The following is a 12,430-nucleotide window of genomic DNA, read 5'->3' as shown; positions in this document are numbered from 1 at the left end:
AGAGTAAAAGTTGCTTGAAGAGGCCCCGGAGAAATTCGGGGCTTTTTTATGGATTTAACTGAAGCGTTCTTCCATCAGGCAGAGTGGAAATCACCATTGGGTCACAGCCTTCTCTATTTTCAAACTTGACCAAATAGTCCAAACTACGGGAAGGACTGCGTGCAATAATCCAGGATTCATTTCCAGTTTGGGGCAATTCCCAACCTTGACTGTAGCAGGAAAAAAGTTGTTCTTTCGGCATTGTGATCGCCAAGGTAAATTCTCTTCCCGCTGGATTTGTTCCTTCTACTCTTCCGCGGGTACTCAGTGCAAAAGGCCTTAAGCTTAATCGGGCAATAGAATAGGAAAATGATCCGGAGACATTAAAGCCAAGTTTATTTTCAAGTTCAATCTTGAGATTTTCAATTGTCTCGGTGTTTTCACCCACTGAAGGATTCGAGAAATTTCTTTTGCCCTCAATTTTGGTACTATCAAAAGAATACCCCTCATATGTGAGCGTCCAACTTAAGTCAGGAGTATTGGTCAGTGCAAAGTCAAGTAGTATTTTCCCTTTCCTTGGCGTCTTGTTTTGCTGATCACAATCTTGTGAATTAGTGTAATCAAGTTCAATAATCCGATCTGCAGTCCTTCGAATAATGGTAGGACAGCCGGGCAAATCCTCCGAAGAAATTCTGAAATAATCAGAATAAGAAATGTTTGCGAGGTAACTGCTTTCACTCAATGCTTCCGAAAAACTAAAGAACTGATCCGCCTCTTGAGTTAAGTCCGTAGTGATATTTCGGCTGACATCCTCTGTACAGGAAGTATAACAGAGTAAAATAAAGGAGAAGAACAGGAGATTTTTCATAGGGTTACCGTATTTACAACCCCTTTCAATTACCGCGCCTGATTGCTATCTTGGGCTGGATCAAATTAAATCGACTTCATGAAATTTAACGAAGGAATGCTCCGGGATGGAGCGCTGGCAGGCAAAAATATTCTTGTCACAGGTGGAGGAACGGGTCTTGGCCGATCTATGGGGGAGTATTTTTTGCAGCTTGGGGCAAATCTTGTGATCACCTCCCGCAAGCTGGATGTCTTGGAGAAGACTGCCAGGGAAATGATGGAAAAAAATGGAGGAAAAGTCATTCCCGTAGCTTGTGATGTGCGTGATATAGATCAGGTAGAAGCAATGTGGGAAAGGGCAAAAACTGAACTTGGACACATTCATGTGGTACTCAACAATGCCGCCGGAAATTTCATAAGTCCTACAGAGCGTCTTTCTACAAATGCATTTAATACAGTTTTGGATATTGTATTAAAAGGTACTTCACAAGTAACACTTACAGCCGGTAAGGACTGGATTGCTCAAAAACAGCCCGGTACATTTTTGAATATTGTCACGACCTATGCCTGGACAGGTTCGGGCTATGTCGTTCCTTCTGCTGCGGCTAAGGCTGGTGTATTGGCGTTGACCCGGTCACTTGCGGTAGAATGGGCCAAGTATGGAATCCGATCCAATGCCATTGCACCGGGACCATTTCCCACCGAAGGGGCATGGAGCAGACTGCTGCCGGGCGATTTGGTTAAGAAATTTGATCCGGCGAAGAAAGTGCCCGTGGGTAGGGTGGGAGAACATCAGGAGTTGGCAAACATTGCGGCCTACCTGGTATCTGACTTTTCAGCCTATGTCAATGGTGAAGTGATCACTATCGATGGAGGGGAGTGGCTTAAGGGAGCCGGCGAATTCAATAACCTGGATCAAATACCTCAAGAAATGTGGGACATGATGGAGGCTTCCAGGGGAAAAAAGTCATGAGCCCCGGCGTAGTTTGGGGCTATCTGAAGGCAAAGTGGAAAATAAGAAATTTGTAATTATTCGGTGCCAATACCGCGTTCCCAGGATTTATTTTGATTGACTGATTCTTTTATACTCTTCTTCAAAGCCTGATCGAGTTGAGTGGATTCTTTTTTGAGGATTTCGAGCAGCTTCCTGGATTCGGGTGTTTGCTGTTCTATATCGAGAATCTCCAAAATCCCAAGGATATTAGCCACCCGAGCCCGTAAAGAATGGGATTGCTGAAAGGCTAAATCACGAAGAAAATAGTGGTGTTCCTTCATCCAGATTTCCTGTTTCTTCTTTTCCGTGATGTCAATTAGCAGTCCCTGCATTTTCCTAGGTCGACCGGCTTCATCCCATTTGGTTGTTTTCCCAAAACTGATGACCCAGCTGATTTGATTTCCTTTGGAAATGATTCTGAACTCCCTTCGAAATGGAAGATTGCCTGTCGTTTTGAAGTGTAAAGCCAAGTCTTTGATCATTCCGGGATAATCATCCGGATGGATGTGATTTTTCCACGAAATGTTCTTCATGCGAATTATCTCTTCCTCCGTGTAGCCGAGCATTTGAGCCAAGCCGCTGCTGATGTAATCAGTTTTGGACTCAGGGTCGAAATCCCAAAAACCCAAAAGTTTGTTTTCAAGAAGGATGTCGACCAATTCATTACTGTTGGTGGTTCCATCGATGAATTCACCAAGCCCCAGATTATAAGGACGAAGAGGGTCAAGAGGATGTCCAAGTCCCAGACAAGTGCCAAAATCTTCAGTGATGAAGAAAAATTCCCATTTAGTTAGTACCGTGGTTTCATCAGGATGGTTGATTTTTTGTAAATCGACAAGGAAAGATTGATGGCTGCTTTTCCAAGCTTTTATTCGTTGATTTTCATATTTTGACCAATCAGAAGCCAAAAAGCAATCCGAGAAATAGATGGGTTTTTCTTTATGGTCGAAAAGTGAGGGAATAGGGCCTATGCCGGAATCCGAAGACAATACCTTTCCTGACTTATCTAAGGTCACCTGTAGGAAATATTCCGAGGTAATGGCGAGGTTACTCAAGACTTGGATCGAATCCCAACTTTGCATTTGACAAATGTAATTGATTACTTCGTTTCAAGTACGTATTGCAATAAAATTTATTTAAAATACATAAAAATATATTTATAATGGAATATAATTCGCTTTTTTTAAGCAGGACCAGTTTTGGAGATCCAAGGAATCTTGGAAAAATTTTAACCCGGGAAGAGGCTAAAATGCTTTTGGACGATTGGGTCAAAAATGAAAAACTCAAGGTTCACATGAAGCAGGTAGGACATTTGATGAAGGTTTTTGCAACTTTGAAAGGGTTTGATGACCTGACAGTACAAAAGTGGTATTTGGCAGGTTTGCTTCATGATGCTGATTGGGATCAGTGGCCGGAGCAGCATTGCAAAAGAATAATCGGGGAACTCGAAGCAAGAGAAATTGATCCTGAAGTCATTCGAGCTATTGCCTCACATGGGCCGAGGTATTTTGGCGTAGAACCAGAGCATGAGATAGATAAAATGCTGTATGCTTTTGACGAGCTAAGCGGATTTGTTCATGCCTACTCACTGATGCGCCCGGAAGGTTATACAGGGATGGAGGTCAAAGGCGTAAAAAAACGATTGAAGGATAAGACTTTTGCTGCTCAAGTGAGTAGGGAAGACATAGCGGACGCCAGCTCACGGGCGGGTATCCCCGTAGAGGAGCTTATTCAATTTGTGATCTCAAATCAAGGAGCGGCAGACTTGGGTTAAAAAAAGCCACCTCGATGGGTGGCTTTTGAACTTATTCTTCTTCGATGGAATTGACCGGTCTGAAATTGCCGGGAGGAAGTTGCTCCGCCACTTCGTCTTTTTCAAAGGGGAAAACTTCTACAATGGGGCTTTCGGTAATATCAGGGACCCGAAAACTCACAAGCATGTTACTCAGGCTTTCCTGGATTCTGTCGTATGCCTGACGCAAATCCTCGGCAGTCACGATCATGTATTGGGTTACTTTTTTCTCCTTGCCATTGTCACCATCGGCGATGAGATAGGTGATTTTGCACTTGTACCACTGATCTGCATCCTCAAAGAAGAATACATCGACAATGTTGCTTTTGCTGATACCGGTAACCTGAAAATCCCCTCTAATCTGCGATCCCAGTCTATCGTAAAGGATCGCTTCTGCCTCTGTAAATGACACAGCATCCACTAAGTATTGTTCGGAAATGCTTTTCAACAAGCCCTCTTCATTTTCTTTTGCGTACTTTACTTTGCACAAAAACCAGGTTCTCATTTTTATATTTTTTTAGCGCCTCGAAGGTACTTTTTCTATGCTAAAGCTACGAATGATTTGATCGGATATCTTTTAAATAAAAGTTAGAACAGGATCAAAATATTGACTTTCAGGTTATAAAGTTATACAAACTAATTTGGCTGGATTAATCGGGATGATTTCTCAAAAAAGTCTAACTTGTTTGCAACAATTAGCCCATGAGAGAACGAATTCTATTCAGCTTTCCAGTTCAGCTTTTTCTGCTTCATCTTCGCAAAAATCTAGCGCTACTGCTGGTTTGGCTGATTTTGGCAGGTGTGATTTTGGAGCAGTTTGGAGTTGTGCTGGGCATTCCCTTTCTTTTTTTGGATCCGGAGTATCTTCATGAAGTTTCCTGGTTGAGTTTTGCTCTGATGGGAGTGGGATTAGCCGTTCTGACCATGGCCTTCCACATGACCACCTACATTTTGGATGGAAGGCAGTTTAAGTTTTTGGCGGTCGTACCCAAGCCATTCATTCACTTTTGTGTCAATAATTCCGTCATTCCCTTACTTTTTTACCTGGTCTATACGATTAAATTCATTGTATTTCAGTTGGATAACGATCTCCCTTCCGATTGGGAGGTGTTAGAATTTTACTTTGGATTCACGCTCGGAAGTATTGTAAGTTTTGGCCTTATTTTCGGGTACTTTTCATTTACCAACAAAGATTTTTTTATTCTTTTCGCGGGAAACCTGGACAAGAGACTCCGAAATGTTCGGTTGACAAGAGCTACAGTTTTAAGTCAATACAAGGAGATCAAGAATAAAAAGGATCAAGTCATTACCTACTTGGATCTTGGATTAAGACTGAGGGATGTACGGCCGGATTTAGCCCGGTTTGATGCTCAAAAATTATTGAGGGTATTTGACCAAAATCATCTTAATCTTTTTCTCATTCAGAGTTTTCTAATCCTTTTTGTCTTGTTTTTGGGTTTTTTCAAAGAGAAAGAAATTCTTCAGTTTCCGGCTGCCATGAGTGCCACTTTGTTATTGTCGATTTTGGTCATGCTGGTAGGGGCGTTGAGTTTTTGGTTGAGAAGTTGGGCGACTTTGGTGGTAGTATTGATGCTGTTTTTAGTAAATTATTTTTCAAATTTTTCTTTCTTGAACCGACCTCACGAGGCATTTGGGATAAATTACACCATCGATCCCACGCCTTACACCCTGGCCAAACTTGATTCACTGGTTCATCCGGATACCTTGACAAAGGATCGTAAAAATACCCTTCAGATACTGGCTAATTGGAAATCAAAATTCCCCAACGATTCCTTGCCGAAGCTGGTCTTAGTGGCAGCCAGTGGAGGAGGACAACGAGCTGCACTTTGGACACTACATGTCCTACAGACTATCCATAAAGCAACAGCGGGAGCGCTTACCAAACATACTGAATTGTATACTGGGGCCTCAGGAGGGGTATTGGGGGAGGCATTTTTCAGAGAAATTTACCTCAGGTCACTCACCGATCCGAAGATTGATCCTACTGATCCGGAGTTTTTGGATCAACTGTCCGCGGATAACCTCAACCCAATCATCTTTACCCTCCTGGTCAATGACCTTTTTATTCGAAATCAACGGTTTGAATATCGAGGATATAGTCATTTAAAGGATCGGGGTTTTGCGTTTGAAAATCAACTCAATTCCAATACACGTTCGATCCTGGATAAGCCGCTGATAGCCTATAAAAAGCCTGAGTTTGATGCCCAAATCCCTTTGCTGCCCGTCACCACCCTTGTGACTAATGATGGACGAAAATTAGTGATTTCACCGCATTCCATGTCTTACCTGGGAACCTCTAGGATGGGAAAAACCGGTCCGGATGAGAAAAAGCAATCCATCGATTTTCTTCGATTTTTTGCCGCTCACGATCCGGGAAATCTCAGGTTTTTGAGCGCACTGCGTATGAGTGCCACTTTTCCCTTTATCACACCCAATGTCGAACTGCCATCTGTGCCCGCCATGGAAACGATGGATACCGGATTGTCCGATAATTTTGGAATACAGGATGCATTGAGGTTTTTGTATGTGTTTCAGGATTGGATTGCAAAAAATACCGGAGGTGTAGTGCTTGTTTCTATCCGGGATTCTGAGAAATCGACGGAAATTCCGCAAACGGAGCCTCCGAGGATTTTTGAAAAAATATTCAATCCTTTGAAAAACATCTATATCAATTGGGGCAATGTGCAAACCATTCAAAATGAGGTGTTATACAACTATATGAACGAATCCATGCCGTTTGAAATGGAGCGCATCGAATTTGAATATGCTCCGGAGAAGGTGCAGGTACAGGAACTCTCAGGCTCGCAGGAGACGATGCAGCGGGCCTCCTTAAACTGGCGATTGACTGCAAAAGAGAAAAAATCAATCATCTCCAGCATTGAGTCCTTCGAAAACAAAAAAGCTTTGGATCGGATAAAAGAAATTTTCCCGCTGAATTAAGATTATAAATTCAAATCAGATTCAGTAGGCTATCCCGATTCTTTTATAGACGAAGTGCATCAACCAAGCTGGGCCAATCAACAAGAACTGGACATCTTTCAGGAATGAGGGTTTTTTACCCTCTATCTTATGACCGAAAAACTGGAAAATCCATGCAATAACGAAGATGCCAAGACAGATGATCCAGAGTTTTCCGGGAAAAGCAATATTGAGAAAATTAGCCAAAGCGAGGCACAAGGCAGAAAAAAACAACATGCCAAGACTCAGCGGAACTGAGAGTGAAATGTAGTAAATCAATACTGCCAGCAAGGTAATGGTTGCCCAGTTGGAGAAGTTGCCCAAAAACGAAAGCGGCTCTAGCAAAAGTCCTGAAGGGATACTGAAGAGGAGTCCCACCACACTGAAAAAAATGGCAGGAACACAAAACCAATGGATCAGTTTATTGGTGTGATTGCGATGACTTTCGCCATACTCTGCGAGTAGCAAATCAATTTTTCTCATGGCTTTTGGGTTTAATTAAGCTAGTTTCGATTCAAATTAAGCAACTCATTTTAATTTTTAAACAATTTTATAAAAAATGTTTAGTTATTGGGAGCAAAAAAACTTCTTTAGCTATGATCTGATTGTAATTGGGTCTGGGTTTACGGGGCTTTCCACGGCAATTAATTACAAAAAGAAACACCCAAAATCGACTGTCTTAATACTGGAGAAGGGTGTATTTCCAACAGGTGCCAGCACCAAAAATGCAGGTTTTGCATGTTTTGGTAGTTTGACTGAAATATTGGATGATTTTTGGAGTATGAATCCAAAAGAAGTCAGTGCGCTGGTAGAGCGTAGATACAAGGGATTACAACAGATTCGAAAAATATTTGGAGATAACACACTTCGCTATCAGCATACCCATGGGTTTGAGCTGTTGGAGGAGGGAAATCTTTCGGCGGCTGACCAAATCGGAGAAGTCAATAAAATGCTCAGAAAGATTTTCAAAAAGGACGTTTATTCTATTGTCAAAAAGTCGGAGAAATTAGGCTTTTCCAATCGGGTGAAAATGATCGTGGAGAATCATTTTGAAGGAGAATTGGATCCTGGAGCATATTTGGGAGCTCTTTGGGAAAAGGCCTCCCGGATGGGTGTGAAAATTCTGACGGGAGTTTCGGTAGTGGAAATTCAAAATGATGCGGGTATTGTCTTGGCAGAAAATACAGGAAAGAGTAAAGTTTTTGAATTCAAGGGAGAAAAAGTGGCCATTTGCACCAATGCATTTTCCAAAAAGCTCTGGCCGGAGTCTGAACTCGAACCAGGTCGGGGCCTGATCCTCCTGAGTAAACCCCTGAATCATAAAATCCCTTGGAAGGGTTCCTTTCACTTAGACAAGGGCTACGTTTATTTCCGCGAAATTGACGGTAGATTGCTGTTGGGTGGAGCTAGAAACAAAGATTTTGAAAGTGAAAAATCCCTGGAGTTTGAAACCAACCCCAAAATCAAAAGTCACCTGGAAAACTTGGCTAAGGAGGTGATTTTTCCGGGACAGGAAATTGAGTGGGAGATGGAGTGGACCGGCATCATGGCTTTTGGGCCCAAGAAGAGTCCATTGATTCAACCCATTGGGGAAAAAACCGCAGTGGCTGTTCGGCTTGGAGGCATGGGAGTGGCAATAGGCTGGCAGGTAGGAAAGGAACTTTCTCAGCTCCTTTCAAAAATGTAATTGATTTTTTTCCTTAGATTCAAACCTTTCAAACCACTGGATTATCTGAATGAAAGTACAGCAAAGAGCTCCCAGTATCCTAGATGCGCTTATTCCCATTGTTTTTTTAATTATCCTGCTGGTTGTAAATATTCAGATTTTCGGGACCGATAGCTTATCAGGATCCAACCAGATGGTCTTGATTTTTTCCTCAGTAGTGGCAGGATGTATAGCGGTTTTTCGCCTTAAGATTCACTGGGAAATCCTGCAAGATGGAATTGTCAAGAGTATCAGTTCTTCGATGAGTGCCATTTTAATTTTATTCCTTATTGGTTCCTTGGCAGGTACTTGGCTACTGAGTGGTATAGTACCGGCGATGATCTATTATGGCTTGAAGATTCTCAGCCCGGAGATCTTTTTGGTAGCGGCATGTGTTATCTGTTCTGTAGTATCAGTAGCCACGGGAAGTAGCTGGACGACAGTCGCCACGGTGGGGGTTGCATTGCTGGGAATCGGAAAAGCGCTGGGCTTTGAAGAAGGAATCATTGCAGGAGCAATCATTTCAGGCGCTTATTTTGGCGATAAGATGTCGCCACTCAGTGATACAACCAATCTTGCTCCTGCCATGGCGGGAACTGATCTTTTTACCCATATCCGATATATGGCCAAGACTACCGTGCCTTCGATTACGATTACGCTGATTCTGTTTGTAATCATAGGTCTGAATTATGAAACAGCCGGGAGTGTAGCTGATGTCAAGGCTATTTCAGACACGATAGCCGCTAATTTCAATATTTCAGGTTGGCTTTTCATTGTGCCACTTGCGGTCTTGGGAATGATTGTAAAAAAAGTACCCGCAATTCCGGCCTTGCTTACAGGGGCACTTCTTGGCGGACTTTTTGCCTTGATTTTCCAGCCGGAGACTGTGGCAATAATTGCCAATGATACCGGGTCCTATGCTTACCTTGGATTCAAAGCTGTGATGATGGCACTCTACGGGGAGATTGGCATAGTGACGGACAATGCGATTGTGAATGAGCTTTTGGTCACTGGAGGAATGGCTGGAATGCTCAATACGATCTGGTTGATAGTCTGCGCGATGGTATTTGGAGGGATAATGGAAGAAAGTGGAATGTTACGGGTGTTGGCAGAGGCGATTATCAAAAAAGTCCATTCAGTGGGGTCTCTCATTGCTTCCACAGCAGCGACCTGTGTGTTTTTCAACATCACGACTTCGGATCAGTATCTGGCCATCTTGGTGCCTGGCCGAATGTATGCTGATGTGTACCGAAAGCGAGGACTTAAACCTGAGAATCTCAGTCGGACGTTGGAAGATTCAGCTACAGTGACTTCCGTTTTAGTCCCTTGGAATACCTGTGGCGCGACCCAAGCATCCGTTTTGGGAGTGGCCACTTTGGCTTACGCACCTTATTGTTTTTTCAATATTATCAGTCCCTTTATGACCATTTTGTATGGTTATTTGAAAATTGGGATCAATTATTACGAGCCGGAAGAAGAGTTGGTATGATTCCTTACAGCATTAGCAAAGAAGAGGTAAATGAGCTGCCATTGGGGCAGTTTGAGGGAGAGATTTATTTGATAGATCATCCTGATCAGGTAGACGAGGCAGTCGACTTTCTCGAAGAGCAGCGTATCATCGGATTTGATACCGAAACGAAACCCTCTTTCAAAAAAGGACAGTTTAACCATGTATCGCTCTTGCAACTTTCTACATCTAAACAAGCCTTTCTTTTCAGATTAAATAAAATAGGATTTCCTGTTCCCCTTCGAAATTTGATGGAAAAGGAAGATTTGGTCAAAATCGGTGCGGCTGTCCATGATGATCTGAAAGGACTCGGAAAACTGACAGACAGTTTTTATCCGCAATCTTTTTTTGATCTGAATGACGAGCTCAAAAAAGTGGGATTCCACAACGTGGGTGTAAGAAATCTCAGTGGTATGGTTTTGAAAATCCGAATTTCCAAATCAGAACAAGTTTCCAATTGGGAATCGGAAATACTTACCGAAAGGCAACAGCGGTATGCTGCGACCGATGCTTGGGCTTGCTTGGAGATATTTAATATTCTTCGTGAGGAAGGCTTCCTGGATGAGCTTTTTAACAGATCCTGATCGACAAGTTTTCGATTTCTTTCAGTTTAGCAAGAACCTGATCCCTCAGACTTTCTCTCATCGATAAGGTGATTTTGTAGTCCAGGGTCATCTCCTGAGCCAGGATTTCCAGATGGTTGGCTTTGATCAGCTTCATGACTTCGTTCATCATCGGATAGGGAAAGGTCATTTCGAGTTGGAGTTTTACCCATTCTTGGAAGATTTCATTTTCTTCAATTGCCAGTGCTGCTGAAGTTTTGTAGGCTTGAATTAATCCACTGATTCCCAGTTTGGTGCCGCCAAAATACCTAACTACCACAAGTAGCACGTTGGTGAGCTGTTTGGACCGGATCTGTCCCAGGATAGGATCTCCTGCCGAGTGGTTGGGTTCTCCGTCATCATTTGCTCTGAACACCGAGCCGTCTCTTCCCAATACCCAGGCATAGCAAAGATGTGATGCGTCAAAATAAGTTTTTCGAAGCGAAGCTAAATTTGAGTTGATTTCCACCTCAGAATGGACAGGAAATCCGAAATACAAAAACTTACTTCCACGATCTTTATATAACCCTTTGCTCGATCTTGACAGCGTAAAATAGGAATCGGATTGAGCTGGATTTTCGGATGAGATATGCATCAGGAAATAAGAGAAATGAAAGTCCGAAATTAGAAAATTAACCTTATGCTAACCGCCCATTCACCTGAATTGTCTTAATTTTAACCATGTCAAGTGAAGCCTTAAATAAAATCAAATTATCCTATCGAGCTCCCCGCCTGATTGAAATTCCGGGGCATATCAAGGAAAATGGATCAGTACATTTTTGGGAAAATAGGGAGCTTTTCCCTCAGGGAGTGCTTCGATGCTTTTGGATATCCGGAGTGAGGGAAGGTGAGTCACGAGGCAATCATGCCCATCGAGAGGAATCACAAGTGATCGTGGCAGTGGCTGGTAAAATTGAAATTAAGGTCGATGGTTTTGGAGGAAATGTATTCCATTTTGAGCTTGACAAACCAAATGTTGGGCTTTTTGTGCCTCCTTTAAATTGGATTTCCATTCAATTTTCCTCAGGTGCAGTGCTCTTGGGACTCGGGGACCGGGTTTTTTCAGAAAAGGATTATATCAGAGACCGAGACTACTTTGGAACCTTACAATAAAGGAAAGTCAGAAGCACATGAATTAGTTGTAGTTTCTTCTTTAGGAGAGCGGGATTCCTACTTTCTCCGCAATTGTGGGACGATGGGTTTTCCCAGCCAGTTGGACTTCAGGTGGATGAAAAAGGGAAAAATAAAGGCTTCATTGACTTTGGCAATTTCTGATAATTACGAGGCAATTTCTCTTCCTCAGTCTCCCTTTGGAGGGATTTGGACTGAAGAAAATATTTCTTCTGTTTCTTTGGAGGGATTCATTCAAGCCGTCATAATTGAATTAAGGCAACGCAGAATTTCGAGCATAAAAATAATCCAACCTCCCAAACCTTATGAATCAAACTTTGATTTGATCAATTACCTTTTGTTTAAGCTGGGATTCAAGCAAGTGTCAATCCTGAGTCATCAATTTTTCATCGGGAAAAAGAAGATTAAAAGACTCGTCCAAAATGAAGGCGCTAAGTACCTGGCGAAATCCAAGGAATTGGGTTTGAAGATTCGGATGGGCTCTATTCAGAACTTTGGATTCCTTCAGGAAATCAAAACGTGGAATCAGGCAAGAGGCTATGCGATTCTGTTTGATGAGACTAGATTAATCAGCCAGGTTTCGGATTTTCCTGAACGATATTTCTTGATCAGTATTTACAAGGAAGGTATTGCGATGGCCCATGCGCTTGGGGTCAAATTGCAGCCTGATTCCATTTATTATTTTCTTTCGGGGACCTTACCAAAAGCCAATATCAAGAATCTGGGAGAAATGTGTCTTTTTCAACTATTTCAACTTGCTTCTGATCAGAAACTTAACTTTGTTGATTTGGGGTCTTCGGATTTGGATTCCGAAGTTAATCATAGCCTCATTTTCTTTAAATCCCGTTTTTCCAACGATATTAGTAATAAAGTCACCTGGACTTTGAATCTTTAG

13 protein-coding genes are annotated in these 12,430 nt (G+C 42.4%); 8 read left to right on the top strand and 5 right to left on the bottom strand.

Annotated elements, in window-relative coordinates:
• Window positions 1–46: 46 nt before the first annotated feature.
• A complete protein-coding gene (locus tag C4S61_RS12125) occupies window positions 47–847 on the bottom strand; it encodes a hypothetical protein (protein WP_103925064.1) in 801 nt (266 codons plus the stop codon).
• Window positions 848–925: 78 nt separating this feature from the next.
• Between C4S61_RS12125 and C4S61_RS12120 the strand changes: the two genes are divergently transcribed.
• A complete protein-coding gene (locus C4S61_RS12120; RefSeq protein ID WP_103925063.1) occupies window positions 926–1,798 on the top strand; it encodes an SDR family oxidoreductase in 873 nt (290 codons plus the stop codon).
• Between the two features lie 56 nt (window positions 1,799–1,854).
• On the opposite strand, the gene C4S61_RS12115 is transcribed toward C4S61_RS12120, so the two are convergent.
• The gene (locus C4S61_RS12115; RefSeq protein ID WP_103925062.1) at window positions 1,855–2,901 is read right to left on the bottom strand and encodes a PAS domain-containing protein; all 1,047 of its coding nucleotides are present in this window, start codon (window positions 2,899–2,901) and stop codon (window positions 1,855–1,857) included.
• 80 nt (window positions 2,902–2,981) lie between these two features.
• Between C4S61_RS12115 and C4S61_RS12110 the strand changes: the two genes are divergently transcribed.
• Window positions 2,982–3,593 carry a hydrolase gene (locus tag C4S61_RS12110; RefSeq protein ID WP_103925061.1) on the top strand — a complete coding sequence of 204 codons (612 nt, stop codon included), beginning with the start codon at window positions 2,982–2,984 and terminating at the stop codon, window positions 3,591–3,593.
• Between the two features lie 31 nt (window positions 3,594–3,624).
• Here the strand turns inward: C4S61_RS12110 and C4S61_RS12105 are convergent, their stop codons facing one another.
• Window positions 3,625–4,116 carry a DUF4494 domain-containing protein gene (locus C4S61_RS12105; protein ID WP_103925060.1) on the bottom strand — a complete coding sequence of 164 codons (492 nt, stop codon included), beginning with the start codon at window positions 4,114–4,116 and terminating at the stop codon, window positions 3,625–3,627.
• A gap of 197 nt (window positions 4,117–4,313) precedes the next feature.
• Here C4S61_RS12105 and C4S61_RS12100 point away from each other — a divergent pair, with 197 nt between their 5' ends.
• Entirely contained in the window at window positions 4,314–6,572 is a 2,259-nt protein-coding gene (locus C4S61_RS12100; protein ID WP_103925059.1) for a patatin-like phospholipase family protein, read from the top strand.
• A 21-nt stretch (window positions 6,573–6,593) separates the two neighbouring features.
• On the opposite strand, the gene C4S61_RS12095 is transcribed toward C4S61_RS12100, so the two are convergent.
• A complete protein-coding gene (locus C4S61_RS12095) occupies window positions 6,594–7,073 on the bottom strand; it encodes an Mpo1 family 2-hydroxy fatty acid dioxygenase (protein WP_103925058.1) in 480 nt (159 codons plus the stop codon).
• Window positions 7,074–7,149: 76 nt separating this feature from the next.
• On the opposite strand from C4S61_RS12095, the gene C4S61_RS12090 reads away from it, so the two are divergent.
• Genes C4S61_RS12090 through C4S61_RS12080 form a run of 3 tightly spaced genes read left to right on the top strand, consistent with a single transcriptional unit; the run spans window position 7,150 to window position 10,386 of the window.
• A complete protein-coding gene (locus tag C4S61_RS12090; protein ID WP_103925057.1) occupies window positions 7,150–8,277 on the top strand; it encodes an NAD(P)/FAD-dependent oxidoreductase in 1,128 nt (375 codons plus the stop codon).
• Between the two features lie 49 nt (window positions 8,278–8,326).
• Window positions 8,327–9,784 (top strand): Na+/H+ antiporter NhaC, encoded by a 1,458-nt coding sequence (gene nhaC / locus C4S61_RS12085; protein ID WP_103925056.1) that lies wholly within the window; start codon window positions 8,327–8,329, stop codon window positions 9,782–9,784.
• A complete protein-coding gene (locus tag C4S61_RS12080) occupies window positions 9,781–10,386 on the top strand; it encodes a 3'-5' exonuclease (RefSeq protein ID WP_103925055.1) in 606 nt (201 codons plus the stop codon). Before nhaC ends, C4S61_RS12080 begins: the two co-directional genes overlap by 4 nt.
• Here the strand turns inward: C4S61_RS12080 and C4S61_RS12075 are convergent.
• Window positions 10,373–10,999 (bottom strand): IMPACT family protein, encoded by a 627-nt coding sequence (locus C4S61_RS12075; RefSeq protein WP_103925054.1) that lies wholly within the window; start codon window positions 10,997–10,999, stop codon window positions 10,373–10,375. The genes C4S61_RS12080 and C4S61_RS12075 overlap by 14 nt on opposite strands.
• An 86-nt stretch (window positions 11,000–11,085) precedes the next feature.
• Here C4S61_RS12075 and C4S61_RS12070 point away from each other — a divergent pair, with 86 nt between their 5' ends.
• Window positions 11,086–11,517 (top strand): sugar 3,4-ketoisomerase, encoded by a 432-nt coding sequence (locus tag C4S61_RS12070; protein WP_103925053.1) that lies wholly within the window; start codon window positions 11,086–11,088, stop codon window positions 11,515–11,517.
• Window positions 11,501–12,430 (top strand): hypothetical protein, encoded by a 930-nt coding sequence (locus C4S61_RS12065; RefSeq protein ID WP_235009951.1) that lies wholly within the window; start codon window positions 11,501–11,503, stop codon window positions 12,428–12,430. The genes C4S61_RS12070 and C4S61_RS12065 overlap by 17 nt, the downstream gene beginning before the upstream one ends.

Origin of the sequence: Algoriphagus boritolerans DSM 17298 = JCM 18970 (assembly GCF_900108085.1) — a bacterium.
GTDB lineage: Bacteria > Bacteroidota > Bacteroidia > Cytophagales > Cyclobacteriaceae > Algoriphagus > Algoriphagus boritolerans.
This window is presented reverse-complemented; position numbering and strand designations above follow the sequence as displayed.